Annotated in this window: 19 protein-coding genes; all 19 read left to right on the forward strand. The window is 35.4% G+C overall.

The annotated features are described in order from the left end of the window. The first annotated feature begins 12 nt into the window (after positions 1 to 12). The 19 genes from NST64_RS03445 (at position 13) to NST64_RS03535 (ending at position 15,532) form a co-directional block, all read left to right on the forward strand. Complete coding sequence (locus NST64_RS03445) at positions 13 to 1,506, forward strand: phage portal protein (RefSeq protein ID WP_340731073.1); 1,494 nt, start codon at positions 13 to 15, stop codon at positions 1,504 to 1,506. A 6-nt stretch (positions 1,507 to 1,512) separates the two neighbouring features. Beyond that, entirely contained in the window at positions 1,513 to 2,505 is a 993-nt protein-coding gene (locus tag NST64_RS03450; protein ID WP_340731074.1) for a minor capsid protein, read from the forward strand. Positions 2,506 to 2,509: 4 nt separating this feature from the next. Next, entirely contained in the window at positions 2,510 to 2,689 is a 180-nt protein-coding gene (locus tag NST64_RS03455) for a hypothetical protein (RefSeq protein ID WP_340731075.1), read from the forward strand. A gap of 13 nt (positions 2,690 to 2,702) precedes the next feature. Then, positions 2,703 to 2,981 carry a hypothetical protein gene (locus tag NST64_RS03460; RefSeq protein WP_340731076.1) on the forward strand — a complete coding sequence of 93 codons (279 nt, stop codon included), beginning with the start codon at positions 2,703 to 2,705 and terminating at the stop codon, positions 2,979 to 2,981. Then, the gene (locus NST64_RS03465; protein WP_340731077.1) at positions 2,982 to 3,131 is read left to right on the forward strand and encodes a hypothetical protein; all 150 of its coding nucleotides are present in this window, start codon (positions 2,982 to 2,984) and stop codon (positions 3,129 to 3,131) included. 169 nt (positions 3,132 to 3,300) lie between these two features. Continuing rightward, positions 3,301 to 3,912, forward strand: a complete 612-nt coding sequence (locus tag NST64_RS03470) for a capsid assembly scaffolding protein Gp46 family protein (RefSeq protein ID WP_340731078.1) — start codon at positions 3,301 to 3,303, stop codon at positions 3,910 to 3,912. A 15-nt stretch (positions 3,913 to 3,927) separates the two neighbouring features. Further along, the gene (locus NST64_RS03475; RefSeq protein WP_340731079.1) at positions 3,928 to 4,839 is read left to right on the forward strand and encodes a phage major capsid protein; all 912 of its coding nucleotides are present in this window, start codon (positions 3,928 to 3,930) and stop codon (positions 4,837 to 4,839) included. Positions 4,840 to 4,861: 22 nt separating this feature from the next. Further along, positions 4,862 to 5,131, forward strand: coding sequence for a hypothetical protein (locus NST64_RS03480; protein WP_070653615.1), 270 nt, complete (start codon positions 4,862 to 4,864; stop codon positions 5,129 to 5,131). Between the two features lies 1 nt (position 5,132). Beyond that, positions 5,133 to 5,462, forward strand: a complete 330-nt coding sequence (locus tag NST64_RS03485) for a phage head-tail connector protein (RefSeq protein WP_340731080.1) — start codon at positions 5,133 to 5,135, stop codon at positions 5,460 to 5,462. Then, complete coding sequence (locus tag NST64_RS03490; protein WP_340731081.1) at positions 5,459 to 5,761, forward strand: hypothetical protein; 303 nt, start codon at positions 5,459 to 5,461, stop codon at positions 5,759 to 5,761. The genes NST64_RS03485 and NST64_RS03490 overlap by 4 nt, the downstream gene beginning before the upstream one ends. Then, positions 5,761 to 6,117 (forward strand): HK97-gp10 family putative phage morphogenesis protein, encoded by a 357-nt coding sequence (locus NST64_RS03495; RefSeq protein ID WP_137689540.1) that lies wholly within the window; start codon positions 5,761 to 5,763, stop codon positions 6,115 to 6,117. Before NST64_RS03490 ends, NST64_RS03495 begins: the two co-directional genes overlap by 1 nt. A gap of 10 nt (positions 6,118 to 6,127) precedes the next feature. Then, positions 6,128 to 6,517 carry a hypothetical protein gene (locus NST64_RS03500; RefSeq protein ID WP_340731082.1) on the forward strand — a complete coding sequence of 130 codons (390 nt, stop codon included), beginning with the start codon at positions 6,128 to 6,130 and terminating at the stop codon, positions 6,515 to 6,517. Positions 6,518 to 6,563: 46 nt separating this feature from the next. After that, entirely contained in the window at positions 6,564 to 7,109 is a 546-nt protein-coding gene (locus NST64_RS03505; protein ID WP_196306353.1) for a phage major tail protein, TP901-1 family, read from the forward strand. Positions 7,110 to 7,175: 66 nt separating this feature from the next. Continuing rightward, entirely contained in the window at positions 7,176 to 7,544 is a 369-nt protein-coding gene (locus NST64_RS03510; RefSeq protein ID WP_340128134.1) for a tail assembly chaperone, read from the forward strand. Between the two features lie 41 nt (positions 7,545 to 7,585). Further along, a complete protein-coding gene (locus NST64_RS03515; protein ID WP_340731083.1) occupies positions 7,586 to 7,942 on the forward strand; it encodes a hypothetical protein in 357 nt (118 codons plus the stop codon). A 4-nt stretch (positions 7,943 to 7,946) separates the two neighbouring features. Continuing rightward, positions 7,947 to 11,360: a phage tail protein gene (locus NST64_RS03520; RefSeq protein WP_340731084.1), complete on the forward strand. Its 3,414-nt coding sequence runs from the start codon at positions 7,947 to 7,949 to the stop codon at positions 11,358 to 11,360. Between the two features lie 12 nt (positions 11,361 to 11,372). Beyond that, positions 11,373 to 12,320: a phage tail domain-containing protein gene (locus tag NST64_RS03525; RefSeq protein ID WP_340731085.1), complete on the forward strand. Its 948-nt coding sequence runs from the start codon at positions 11,373 to 11,375 to the stop codon at positions 12,318 to 12,320. Between the two features lie 10 nt (positions 12,321 to 12,330). After that, a complete protein-coding gene (locus tag NST64_RS03530) occupies positions 12,331 to 13,665 on the forward strand; it encodes a tail tube TT1 domain-containing protein (protein WP_340731086.1) in 1,335 nt (444 codons plus the stop codon). Further along, on the forward strand, positions 13,658 to 15,532 hold the full coding sequence (locus NST64_RS03535) for a M14 family metallopeptidase (protein WP_340731087.1): 1,875 nt from the start codon (positions 13,658 to 13,660) through the stop codon (positions 15,530 to 15,532). The genes NST64_RS03530 and NST64_RS03535 overlap by 8 nt, the downstream gene beginning before the upstream one ends.

The raw sequence follows: 15,532 nt of genomic DNA on the forward strand, positions 1-15,532 counted from the left end.
GAGGGATAACGCTTGTTAAAAGTAAATGAATTCGAAAGAGATGCAGAGTACCGACAACATCGAGATAAGATATACAGACGTGACGCAGTAGAAACATATCGTTACGACGGTACATTAAGCGAGATACTAGGTGATTATGATTTCATTAGCAAATGTATTAGTCATCATTTAGAGGCGCAAGTCCCTAGATTACAAATGCTTGATGATTATTATCAAGGACTTAACTACAATATTATGCGTAATCGTAGACGTAGAGAAAGACACTTAGCAGATAATCGTGCAGCACATGACTTTGCATCATACATCGCAGACTTTATTAATGGTTATTGTTTTGGTCATGCGATACAAGTACAAACAGAAGATGAAAGTACACAAGAGAAGATTAACGGGCTACATAACTTAAACGACATCGACACACATAACCGCTCAATCGGACTAGACTTGTCTATCTTCGGTCGTGCTTATGAGTATATTATCCGTAATCAAGATGATGAAGTGAGATTGTATAAATCTGATCCACGTCATACATTTGTGATTTACGATAATACGATTGAACAAAATAGTTTAATCGCAGTGAGATACTGGCAAACGTCAACAAGAGAATATGACGACACAGATATTTACAATGTAGACATCATTACACCTAATGCAACTAATTTCTTTTATGCTAATAAGTCTACTAACCTATCACTACAAGAACGCAGACCACCAGAGCCACATTCGTTTGGTAAGGTAACAATCACAGAGTTTAGCAATAATGAAAAGCGTCGTGGAGACTTTGAGAAAGTTATTCCACTTATCGACTTATATGACAATGCACAATCAGACACAGCTAACTATATGAGTGATTTAAATGACGCAATGTTATTCATTAAAGGTAATATCGATTTTCAAGGTATGTCAGTTGAAGAACAAAAAAAAGCAAATGTTATTCACTTATCTCCGGAAGTATATAGAGATAATGAAGAAAAGGCGACAGAGGGTAACGTAGACGCTAAGTACATTTATAAAGAATATGATGTAAATGGTGTCGAAGCCTACAAAGATAGAATCAGTCGTAACATTCATATGTTTACTAACACACCAGATATGACTGACGAAAACTTTGGTGGCAATCAGTCAGGTGAAGCTATGAAATATAAGTTATTCGGACTAGAACAACGTACTGCAATCAAAGAAGGTTTATTCCGAAAAGGCTTGCGTAGACGTTATAAGTTAATCGGTCAAATTATGAGTATCAATCGTGAGTTAGATAAAGATGCTATTCAAGATTTAACATTTACATTTACACGTAATATACCTAAGTCAATCAAAGATGAAATGGAAATGTACTTACAAGCTGGTGGACAAGTCAGTCAACAAACATTGATGTCAATTGTATCGTTCATCGACAACCCACAACAAGAAATGGAACGTATTGAAAATGAAGAAGATATCCAACTTCAAAAGTCGGATGAACGTATGTACAGACAGGGTATAGACAACCAAACTGATATTAAGGAGTGATAGTCTATGTCCTACTGGGAAGATAGAGCAAAGGAAATCATTGATGAAGAAAGTAAATCAGATTATGAGATTGCTCAAGAGATACAACGTATTGTTGATGAGATGAATGAAGATATTGAAGATGAGATCAATCGTTTCTATGCAAGGTATGCAATTAAAGAAGGTATTTCATTTATTGAGGCTAAGAAGAAGATTGATGCAGTAGATGTTCAAATGTTCCAACAGAAAGCAAAACAGTATGTTGAGAATAAAGATTTTAGTGATAAAGCTAGTGCAGAACTAAGAGCCTACAATACTAAGATGTATGTTAGTCGTGAGAAGTTACTTCAAGCGCAACTAGGACTTATCGTGACTTATGCTTATGCCAAGATTGAACAATCTATGTATAACTACATGGAGAGCGCTTATTATCGTGCATTAGAGCAACAAGCAGGTATCTTAGGAGAAACGCTTCAAGTATCTATCAATGACGTTAAAACAATCATATTCACACCATTTGAAGGACATAAATGGAGTACAAGACTTTGGTCAGATATGGACGTGGTAAGACGACACGTACAAAAGACCACACGTCATGTATTACTACGTGGCAGACACCCTTATGAGTTTGTGAAAAGCTTACGCAAAGATACAGGGGCAACTTCTTCACAAGCTAAACGATTGCTCATCACAGAAACAGCTAGAGTGCAAATGGAAGCATCTAAACGTCATATGTTAGAACAACATGGAGAAGATGCTGAGTATGAATATGTGACTGCTCAAGAGGTGCTACATCAAAAAGATAAAGATGGTAATATCAAAAAGACAATAAAAGTATGTAAGGTATGCCAAGCGTTAAATGAAAAAGTTTTTAAGGTGAAAGATATGAAACCGGGTATTAACGCTGCACCTATGCATCCTAATTGTAGATGTACCGTTATTCCACATAAGAAAGACTGGCGTGATAAGTTCTTCGAAGAACGTAAAGGTAAATATAATCTAAGTAAATTTACGGAGTGATAATATGACTGAGCAAGAGAAATATTTGAAAGAAATCGCTACTGAATTAAAGTTGATTCGTGAATTGTTGGAGAAAACGGAAGACAAGAAAACTGTAAAAATTGCAATGGATGTTAATAATGAAACGTTAGCTGCTATTGTTAATGAAGTAAACGCAAATAAAGATGCTGTATTTACTTTTTAGGAGTGTTTAAATAATGGAAAAGATAACTACTGAAAGTTTAATTGGTTTAAAAGGTTTTTATCAGTCTTTAGCGAATAATGGTATTCAATTAAGAACAGGAGAACATTTCAATCAATTAAACGACTATGTAAAACACGAAACATTTTATCAATGTCGAAACTGCAAAAGTCTCAATGTAGAAGTAATTAGAATAGTCACACCAACTAATTTTGCAGGTTTTAAACGTGAGTGTATAGATTGTGGCACTTATGAGATATGTGACCTTGTAGATGAACAAAATGGAGATGAGTAAATGTTAGAAACTCTCAAACGTATCGCAAGCGCGTTGGAAGGTGTACACACTGAATTAAAGCGTCTGAACGATACAAACCCTAGTAACCAAGCACAAGCGAAACCTAAGCAAGATAAGAAGAAAACATTTGAACCAAAGAATTTTATTTAAACTATGACCTAAGTAAGTCATTAAACTGCTAATAACGTAATCAACTGGATTAATACAATGTAATAAACATAAATATCAGCACACTTTATTGGGCTTAACCGCACTATAATGGGTGCTTTTTTTATGCGTAAAATCATTCGTGTTAAGACTGTTTGAAAGGACGATATAAATGAATGAAATTAAACGATTAAAGCTAAATTTACAGCATTTCGCTGAAGATAATCCAAATGATCCTGAAGGAAAAGATAAACAAAGTGGAGATAAACAAGGCGATGATGACAAAAAAGTTTTTGAATTAACTCAAAGTGAGTTAGATAGTCAAAAACACAAAGCTGTAAATAAAGCATTAGCAAATCAAGAGAAAAAATTCGAACAACGGTTAAAAGAAGCTGTTGAAAATGCACGTTCCGAAGGTGAAAGCTACGCTAATTTAACTCAAAAAGAAAAAGAAGAAAAAGCATTATCAGAACGTGAGAAAGCAATTGCTGAACGTGAAAAAGCACAAGCACTTAGAGAGTTAGAATCTGATGTTATTGCTGATTTAAAAGAACAGAAGTTACCCACTTCTTTTGCTAAAGCGCTTATCAAAATTGAAGATAATGAAGAGATTAAATCAACTATTAATGAAATCAAATCAGATTTTGACAATGCAGTACAAGAGCAAGTTAAAGAAGCTACTCGTCAATCTACTCCAAGTAATCAAAGTAGCAGTTTTGGCAATCGTCAGGCAAGTGGAAAGTCATTCGAACAACTTGCTAATGAAAATAGAATTATAAAATAACGGAGGTATTAATTTATGGCAGATGTAAAACGACAAGATTTTAATCCAGATAATGTAATGATGCACGAAATGAAAGATGGTACATTATTAAATGATTTTAACGAGCCTATTATGTTAGAGGTATTACAAAATTCAAAAGTAATGCAATTAGGTAGAGTACAAGATATGGGTGGAAAGTCAGAAAAAACTTTCACTTATTGGGCAGATAAACCGGGCGCTTACTGGGTAGGAGAAGGTAGAAAAATTCAAACTACTAAACCAACAGTAGTACAAGCAACAATGCGTTCACACAAACTAGGTGTAATCGTATTAGCGACTCGTGAATATTTAAATTACACTTATTCTCAATTCTTCGAAAAGATGAAACCACAAATTGCAGAAGCATTTTACAACAAAATTGATGAAGCATGCGTATTAAACGTAGATAATCCGTTCACACAATCTATTGAACAATCTGTTACAACTGCTGATAATGTTGTAAATGGTCCAATTACTTTAGAAAACGTATTAGCGTTAGAAGATGAGTTGTTAGAACATGATGTAGAAGCTAATGCTTTCATTTCTAAAAATCAAAACAAAACAGCGTTAAGAAACGTTATCGATAAAGTTACTCAAGAAAAATATTACGATAAATCAAATGAAACTTTAGATGGTATTCCAATTGTAGATTTAAAATCTAACGAAATTAAAAAAGGTGACTTATACGCTGGAGATTTCAATAAAATGTTCTACGGTGTACCTTATAATATGAGCTACAAAATTTCAGAAGAAGGTCAAATTTCTACACTAACAAATGCTGATGGCACACCAGTTAACTTATTCGAACAAGAAATGATTGCACTACGTGTAACTATGGACTTCTCATTCCACGTAGCAGACGATAATGCATTTGCTAAATTAACTGAAGGTGCAACTGAAACTGTCTAATTAATCTAAGGAGGTCTGACACATGGCTTATTCATACGAAGTAGTACGACCATTTGTTGATGCAGAGGATAACAAACCATATGAAGTGGGCGATATTTATCCTACTGATATTACAGACGAACGTATTACTCAATTACTACATGCTGATAACAGATACAATAAACAATATATTAAGTTGGTTATTGATAGTAAGAACACAAAAGCAGAATTAATTGAAATTGCACATAAACATGGTATTGAAGTATCTGAAAGTGATACAAAAGCAGACATCTTAGACACATTGGAGGGATAATATGGCTACATTAGAAAATGTTAAGCTATTACTCTCAATTAAAGATGACTTACAAGATAAACTGCTTATTCGCATTATGGATAACACTGAAAAGCGTTTGATTAGCTTACTTCCTATCGGTATCGAAGAAGTTCCAGATAGATTGGAATACATCGTCGAAGAAGTAGCAGTCAAGCGCTTTAATCGTGTTGGCGCAGAAGGTATGACACAAGAAAGCGTAGACGGGCGTTCCAATACGTTTCAAGCAAACGACTTTGACGAATATATGGATGTAATAGATCAATACACACCACGAACAACAGGTAAACGTGGGGTAGGTATTTTCTATTGAGATATAACAAGAGAGTCGTGTTTGCTAAAGAAACGAAAGGAAAGTATAACCCTAAAACAAGCAAAACTGAAACATACGAAAAGCGCTATGATGCAATGCCATGTAATATCAGTCCATTAAGTCCACAAAAAACAGTGGTGCAATATGGGGACATCAACAAAGACATCAATATCATACGTTTAAACGGTCGTTTTGAACCTGCTGTGACGCATGCTTATATCAATGATACTAAGTATCAGATAACCAAAAGAATTGACTATGAACACGATACAGTGTTCTACATCGAGGAGGTTAAGTAATGCGTGTAGGCGGTGGAGATTTAGACGACTTAATTAGAGAGTTTCAAAATATGCATGACAATATTGATGATGATGTAGATGAAGTGCTGCATAATAATGCGATTGATTTTGCTAGCGATACAATTTTAGAAGCTAAAGAGAAAATGAACGCTGGTTATTGGACTGGTAACTTAGCAAGAATGGTTGAAGATACAAAGGTCGGACATTTGAATTATGTAATTACTTCAAAAGCTGGGTACAGTGGCTTTCTTGAATACGGTACTCGTAAGATGCGACCTAGAACGTTTATGTTTCCAGTGTATGAAAAATACACCAAACAAGTCAGAGCAGACCTCGAAAGATTAATAGAAGATTAGGAGGTATGCGATGAAGCAATCAGTCAATTTGCAATTGTTCAATTATCTTTATACAAGGTTTGAAGAACTTGGTGTGCCTATCATTCGCACAAGCGAACTCAATCAAGAATTACCTTATCCTTTTATCGCCATTCAATCTATTAGAGATGATATTAGTCGTTTAACTTTTGACAGCTATGGTGGTAGTCCCACTGCAATTATCCATATTTGGTGTACAGAAGATGATAAAGGTAAAAATGATGAGTTATACATTCAAGTGCAATCTATCCTACTAGATGAGATACAACTAGATGGATATACATTGACGCTCCCACAAATAAGTGTGAATGAAAGTACAGAACAAGAAACTAATCAAACGTTGTCACATACAACTATAAGTGTAGAGTACGCAAGTCATTAAATTGGCTTGCTTTTTTTAATACAAAAATTTAGGAGGTATTCAACCTATGCCAACAAAACAAGGTACTGATGAATTAGTTTTAATTCGTAAATTAGGCGATAGAAAAGATGCTAACAAAGTAATGTTAGTCACTGAATTAGAACGTGAAACTGAGAAAGACAGAGATACAGAAGCTACATTTGATGGCTCAGTTAACTCAGGTGGTACATTAGAGTCTACTGTAACGATTAATTGCTACATGGACCAAAAAGACACTTTATGCGATGAAATCGAAGACGCAACAGAAGATGATACACCATACGAGTTATGGGTAATCAATAAGCGTGTTCAAAATAGCGAAGGTAAGTATAAGGCTGAATATAGACAAGGTTACTGGAATAGTATCACTCGTACTAATGAAGCAGACGGTATCGCTGAATTTGAAACAGAATTTGGCGTTTATCTTAAAAAACAACGTGGATTTGCTACATTACCGCAAGCAATCGAAGAAAACAAAGCTGCTTATGGCTTCCATGATACTGTTGCATCTGATCCAGCAGACGACGGTTTAGCTGACAGTATTCCGCAACCAACAGAAGTTGAAACTGTATAAACATGAGGGGCAATATCCCCTCTTTTTTATTTGCGCAAATAAAAAAATAAGTGAGGTATTTAATTTATGGAAATTACTTACAACGGTAGAAAATTAGAATTATCATTTGGATTTAAAGCATTAAATGCTATTGATAGAAAATTAGGTGTTGAAGCAGAACAAATGAAATTTGGAATGGGATTACAGTCTACAATTCCTTTTGTGTTACAAGGAAATCCAATTACTTTAGGTGAATATATTATCGCTATGACATCACATCATAAAAAACACCCTACTGAAAATGATGTTTTAGATGTTCTAGATGATATTGCTGAGAATCAAGGGTTAGTAGAATTTGCAGAAGAATTAGTGGAGACATTGGGAAAGAGACCTTCAACCCAAAGCCTAGTGCCAGACAGATTCAAACCAGCGAAGAAAGACAACAAGAAGAAATAGAAAATGAGCCTTTAACATACGAAAAGATTATCGTGCTATGTATGAGTAAACTCAAGATATATGATTTAAAACGCATAGAAATGATGACTCTAACCGAATTTAACTATCGTATGTGGGCTTATGAATATGAACAACTCTATAAAGATATGGAAATGTACAAACTTGCCTTTGCTATACGTGATGCACAATATGAACGTAAAAAACGTGGTGGTAAAAAAGGCGAAGTTGAGTATGTATTCAAAAGTGCAAACGACATCATAGATTACGAAGAAAATATCAAACGTTTAAATAAAGGTGAAAGTATTAAGTATGGTTCTGACTTTAAGAGAGAAACTAGCGCACCATCTGATTTGCTTAAAATGATTGCAAATCATAACAATTCTTTAAGAAAGGAGTGATAACGTGGCAGAAGCTAATTATAGTATTAAAGCGCAGATTGAGGCGAATACACGTAAATTTAAAAGTGCTATTCAATCAGCTAAGAAAGTGGCTCAAAACTTCAAGAAAACGCAAGAGTCAATTAAAGACACTAAGTTAGATGGCGACTCATCTGGTGTAATGAAAGCAGTTAAAGCAGCAAGAGATGCAGTAAAAGGCTTTGATAATACACATGCAGATGCAGAACTTGACGCAGATATTTCTGATGTCAGAGATAAAGTCGCACAAGCTAAGACATTAGTTGAAAAATTCGATGCTTATCGTGGTGATGCAGAGTTAGACGCTGATGTATCTAAAGCTACTGCAAACATCAAGAAAGTACAGAAATATTTAGATATGTACGAGAATTCTGATGCAGAAGCAGATGCAGATGTGAATATTAGAAAAGCGATTACGCATATTTCTGAGTTGCAACATAGCCTAGATAGTATCGACGGTAGCAAGTATTCAGCTGAGTTAGACGCTGACGCTACTCGTGCAAGAGAACACATAGCAATGGCTAAGAAACAGCTTAATGACTTCGCTCATCAAAAAGCTAAAGCTAATCTTGAAGTTGATAGCGCAGGGGCTATTGCTCACATAAAAGCATTTAAAGCTATGCTACGTTCTATTCCTAACCGTGTTCGTACTCGGCTTGATGTTGACGGAGGCAACTCATTAGGTTTTTTTAGATCATTAGGGGCCGCGATTGACGAGTCAACTAAAACATGGGATAAATTAGCAACAAAGATTAGAACAATCGGTACAGTTTTAGGCAATATGATAAAAGGTGCTTTATTATCTAACATCTCATTACTTGTTCCAGCAATCGCTAGTCTAGTTCCAGCGCTTATGGCAGTGTTAAATGCAATAGGTGTTGTTTCTGGCGGGGCGTTAGGTTTAGCTGGAGCCTTTGGAGTAGCTGGTGCTGGCGCAGTGGCATTTGGTGCAATGGGCATTAGTGCTTTAACAATGTTAGCTGACGGTACGTTGGAAGCAACTAGAGAAACAGAACGTTATCAAGCATCATTAGATAGCTTACAAGACGCTTGGGCAGGACTTATAAAGCAAAACCAAGCACAAATCTTTAATACATTAGCAAACGCTATTGATACTGCTAAAGTTGCGTTAGCTGGACTTACACCATTCATCAATGGCGTATCTAAAGGAATGGAACAAGCAAGTGCTAAAATGCTTGATTGGGCTAAAAACTCACAAGTAGCACAGAAATTCTTTGAAATGATGGGAACAACTGGCGTAAGAATATTTAACAATATGCTAGACGCTGCTGGCTCATTCGGTAGCGGCTTAATTAGTGTGTTAACTCAAATTGCACCATTAGCTGAATGGGTATCACAAGGCTTCAAGAAAATGGGACAAGCATTTAATGAATGGGCGCAGTCAGTTGAGGGACAAAATGCGATCAAGTCATTTATTGAATATACTAAACAGAATTTGCCATTGATAGGTCAGATATTCGGTTCAACATTTAGAGGTATATTCAACTTAATGAAAGCATTTGCGCCTAATACTCATCTTGTATTGCAAGGTTTAGCAGATATGGCTAAACAATTCGAACAATGGAGCGCAACGATTGCAGAGAGTGATGGTTTCAAGAAATTTATTGAATATGTTCAAGAGAACGGACCTAAACTTATCCAATTATTAGGTAATATTATTAACATTATCATTAATGTAGCTACTGCTATGGCTCCTTTTGCAGCCGCGGTATTAGATGTAGCTATTGCTATGACAGATTTTATTGAAAAACTAACTGAGGCGCACCCAGCAATCGGCATAATGCTAGGTTTAATTGCAACATTAGCTGGTATTTTCATGACTTTAGGCCCACCAATTTTAGGCGCAATTGACTTTATTGGGACATTTGTAAGTAGTATTGGCGGACTAAGCGGAGTAATTGGCATTGCGACAGGTGCTATTGATCTTTTAGGTGGCGTGCTTACAGCGTTATCTGGTCCAGTAGGCGTTGTAATTGCGATAGTCGGTGCTTTGATTGGCGTACTTGTATGGTTATGGAACACTAATGAAGGTGTAAGAGAAGCGCTCACAAATGCGTGGGATGTAATTTCTAGCACGATAGGTGGAGCTATCCAATCGGTAATTGATTGGTTTACACAACTGTATAACAATATCATGCAAACTATCCAACCTTTAATGCCTATTTTCCAACAATTTGGAGATATGGTTAATCAAATTCTAGGTGTAGTAGTCGTTCAAGCGATTAATTTCCTAGTAGAAGCATTTAAAGGCTTGTGGCTTGCAGTATCTGTGATTTTTACTGCAATTGGCGCAATAGTATCATCTGTAATTCAAATTATAGTTGGTTTATTTACCGCATTTATTCAGTTGATAACTGGCGACTTCTCTGGCGCATTACAGACTTTACAAACGACTTTTACAAATGTTCTTAATACTATTTGGACTGCGGTACAGTCGATTTTTACTCAAATTTCAGAGTTTATATTCGCAAGTTTAAATTCGATACTTGGTACAAGCATTTCAAGTTGGTCACAAATATGGTCGTCTACTACTCAATTTCTCAGTCAAATCTGGTCTAGTGTGACACAGTGGTTTGGTCAAGTTGCTTCAAGTGTTGCTAATTGGATGCGTCAAGCTTGGTCGCATATTACTTCTATCGGCTCTCAATGGGTTAGTTCTATTGGATTAACTGTTTCTAATTTCTTTAGCCAAGTAGCTAATGGATTTATGCGAGTGGTTCAATCTGTGTGGCAACATATGCAACAAGCGTATAGTAGAGTTGTTTCTGGTGGCTCTCAATGGGTATCAGGAATTGTCAATGCGATGTCTAATTTCGTTTCTAGCGTGATTAGTGGTTTTGTTAATGCAGTCTCACAAGTCCAATCAGGAATGCAACGTGCTTATAGCACAATTGTTGGTTTTGTCGGCCAATTTGCTAGTGCTGGAATGGATTTAATGCGTGGTTTAGTTCGAGGTATCATGAACGGAATGTCATGGGTAGTTAATGCAGCGAGAAACGTAGCTAAAAGTGCAGTTAATGCAGCTAAAAGTGCATTAGGAATTCATTCACCATCACGAGTATTTAAAGGCATTGGTCAGTACGTTTCACAAGGTCTAGGTATCGGAATTGAAAAAGAAGGTCGTCACGTTGTAAGTGGCATGGGTAGTATGGCTCAATCAATTACAGACGCATTTAACAGTAATTTAGCAATTCCGGATATAACTGCCAACATGAAGAAAGTTAGCGCTAATATGAACGCTCAGGTGCAACATACACACAATATCAAAACAAATCCATCGCAACGTGTTGTACGCATTGAAATGGACGTTAATAATGAAGCATTAGCAGCTATTGTCAATGAACAAAACGCAAATCGTGATGCAACATTCACATTCTAAGGAGGTCGTTCAATGGATTTAGAAATCAAAAAACAAAATGGAGAAAAGTACACATTGGGCGACTTCGGTTTTGTCGTCGATGATATGGTTATTGAAAGTATAGAAATTGAAGATAATTATGAAACAAAAGAAAACACAAGTGGTCGTATTCTTTTAAACAGTCAATATCGTAAACGTAAAATAAACGTTAAATGTCATGTAAATTCTACAAAACTAAATGATAATGCAAGATTAAGGGACGAGTTCTACAATTTAACAAATTCTACCGAAGAAGTATGGATAAGAGAATTAAGAAGAACAGTCCCTTTAAATTATCGTTTTATTGAGCCATTAGAAGATGATTATCAAGAAATAAGCGAATATAACAATCTCGTACTAGATCATGAAGAATTTAACGACAATTATTATGTAAATGGTAAACGTTATAAAGTTAAAAATGCTGATGTTATCGTACCAGAAGAAAATGGAAAGAAAATTAGTTTTGAATTGGTATTTGAAACGACAGAAATTCCATTTGCTGAAAGTATTGGCACGTCTCTTGATTTAGAAAAACGTCCAGATAGGGAATTATGGTCGAATGATATGCTTATTCCCTTCGATGAACAAGATAGTTCTCGTATTTACTCATTCAAAAATATATGGAACAACGTTGTTTATTATCATGGTACAGCAGATAACGACCAATTTAATATGTATAAGAAAGTGACGATTATCTTAGGGGAAGATACAGAAAACTTTACTTTTACTATGACACATTCTGATGTTATGACAATTCGTAATATCAAAATGAAAAAAGGTGACAAGATTGAGTATGATGGTGTGCAAACATTCAAAAATGGTACGCCATTAAGTTATGAAGTATCTGGCTCACAGCCGAAATTCCGTCATGGATGGAATGAGTTTGAATTTAATCAACAAGTTAAGTCGGTTAAATTCGATATGAAATTTTATTATAAGTAGGTGTTGCAAATTGCCAATATTAATAAGTCCAAAGCGTGGTCGTGGCAAGTTTGTTAATACCACTACCAATTGGACGGATAAAAACAGTTCAGAAGCAATTTTACAGTTTGAATTACTGGAAGATGCTTATAATTACGAAGTAGTAAGAGCGATAGATAAGCGTTGGAGGGTTTCAAGAGTTGAAGGACCGGACGACGAAAAAGAATATTTAGCTTTTTTAATTGACCGTCAAGCGCATGGTACTAAACAACGTGTGACGGTCTCTTGTCGTTATAAGCCAATAGACACTATTAAACGACGCAGAATCTATGCACCTATTAATGGAAGTTTTACCGCTAAGAAATTCTTAGATATAGCCTTTGGTCCTACTGATTTAGAGTATAAATTGACCGAAAGTAAGTTACCTTCATCAGACTTTGAAAATGCTGGAGAAGGTGAAACTGTTGAAGAATTAATTAAAAAAGCAATGTCGCATTGGGATTTAGAGTTCTACATTGATTTTAATAAGAAAACTAAAAAATACACATTTGTATTCACTCCTTATAACCAAAAAGAAGTTGATTACATCATAGATGATGAAATTAATGCAAATAATATCAAAGTTGAAGAAGATACAGGAGATATGGCAACATACTGTGTCGGTTATGGTGATTATACAGATGAACAAGGTATTACTGGCGCTGGACTGATTATGAAGTTCGAACATCCGGACATGAAAGACATCGGCAAATACGAAGCAGAGCCTATTAAAAATGGTCGTATTAAAGATGAGGAGTTAATGAAAGCAAAGTTACAGAAACGTATAGATGACTCAATCAAACGTTCTATTAGTTTAGACTTTATCGTCTTAAAAAAATACTATCCAAACGCTAAACCTAGAGTTGGCGATTTAGTTAAGATACGCAATTCTGTATTAGGACTAAATGAAATAGTACGCATTGTTGAAGTTAAGACAAAACGAGATATAAACAATGAAATTGTTAAACAAGAGGTAGTATTAGGTGAGTACAGACGTTATGACAGATACATGAATCGGATTAATGTCGCAGCTAATGCTATTGGTGGCTTAGGTGGTGGCGCATTTGTTAGAGATTACCGTTCAACAAGTGCCAAAACATCAAGTGTCTTAGCTACAACAATCGAAATGCGAAATGAAGGTAATGCTTCCGTTGATAAAGCTGGGTTAATGTCGCCAGAAGATAAGAAAAAGCTAGATTCCATTGACACATCTTCAAAATTAACTGCTAAGAAAGTAGATGGAACTATTATAGATTTGAGTAATAAAGAGCTAACCATTGATGAAAATGGAAATCTAAAAATTAAGGAGGTCAGCGATAATGCGTAAGACAATTTACACGAGTCTCGAAAATATATTTGGTGCTAGACATGTAAGAGAACTAGAACTTAATTTTATTTCTACACGTGACATGGTAACTTACGTGGAAGATCAATTACATCGACATAACTATGTTGATAACGAAGCGCATCAATCACATCAAATTAAACATACGTTTGCTGACGGTGAGACATTAAGCATAAAAGATTCTATTAACTGGCTTCATGCTAGATTGAGAGCATTTTTAGTACCTACATTAGCTAATGATCAACAAGAAATTATTGATGCTAGAGCAAGTGTAGACGGTAATGTGTATAAAACGTTAGGCGATAGATTAGGTAGTGACTTCAATTCATTAAGAGGCGATTTAGATAAAGAACTAAATATTGCTGCTGATAGCTCATACTTATGGACTCCACCATATATTAAAGGTGCTGCGCGTGGTGAAAATGAAACACCATTGCACAATGAACCGACAGAAAATTTAAAAGTCTTTTATGATAAGTTTGTCGATAATGAGTATTGTCGTAAAACGTATATTGGTAAGGACCAATCGGGAGAGTACAGTGTTTACTCATATACATTTGAGCCACAACATTATTCAAAAACGTTACTTTTAACAAGTTGCATTCATGGTAATGAATACAGCGCATTTTACGCTAATAGTCGTTTCTTAGATTTGGTTGTAAACAAGTGGCATACTGATCCACATTTAGCTTATATACGAAAAAATGTGCGTATTGTATGTGTCCCTATTGTTAATCCACATGGATTTGCTAACGATAATCGAGAAAACTCCAATAACGTAGACCTTAATCGTAACTTTGATTACAACTGGAAAGTTGGTAAAGGAACTGATCCAACTGGTAAAAACTTTAAAGGTAGAGCGCCATTTAGTGAACAAGAATCAAAAAATATGAAAAAGTTAGTTGAAGGACTTAATCATATTACTGCGCATGTTGATTGTCATAACATTGAGTCACAAGTAAGTGATTATTGCTTATTCTACCCGCGTTTTTCTAATCAAGACAACAACCATATGACGCAATTCATGCAAGATGTAAGCAATCATGGTGATTTAGTTACTTGGGGTTCAAGTACATTAAGTTCATTTAGTAACTGGGTAGGTATTAAAAAAGACATCACTTCATATTTACCAGAAGTGTACGAAGGTCGTGCTGGTAAACCACGTGGTGCTGAAGAAATGTGGCGTAGCGTTAATTTCTTAGGCAATATTATTATTCGCTTAATGCAAACTAACAATAGTGGGCAAGGTAGAACGTCGAATGAAGCATTCGCTAAATCGTTTGTATATAGCGATAGATATAACAACAAAGGCGTACCTACATTCAGTCTTGTTGCTACAAATAAGTGGCAACGAATGTTAATGACACAACAACGTTTTAACATTACAGCAAATGGCATTGTTGAAATGAATGGCTCTATTACAGTAGAAGTTGATAGAGATACAACGTTTGGTGTAAATCCAATGGTAGTACAAAACTACAACCCGTTTAGTGGTGATGGAAAATCTGATGAACGTCAATTGTTCAAAATTGAATATAAACTGCCAAAAGGTATTCATACTATTTCTATTAATGCGATTGCTCCTGTTCAAATGTCTAGCATCACACCAAGTGATGTTAATCGAACAGCAGAAGTTATGTGTCCGGTGGAAGTTAAACGTTCAGAAGGTGTTTGTCATATCAAACAACTTATTCAAAACATTAAATTTATTCCAACTGGCTCACACAATGCATTTCAAGCATTTACATCAACTGGGTATGGTAACCAAAAAGAGAAAACATTCAAGCAAATTTATCCTAATTATGAATCAGCTTATGATATTAGAAATGAAATTATTACTAAGAAATAA

The organism is Staphylococcus sp. FSL W8-1268 (assembly GCF_038003965.1).
Lineage (GTDB): Bacteria > Bacillota > Bacilli > Staphylococcales > Staphylococcaceae > Staphylococcus > Staphylococcus hominis.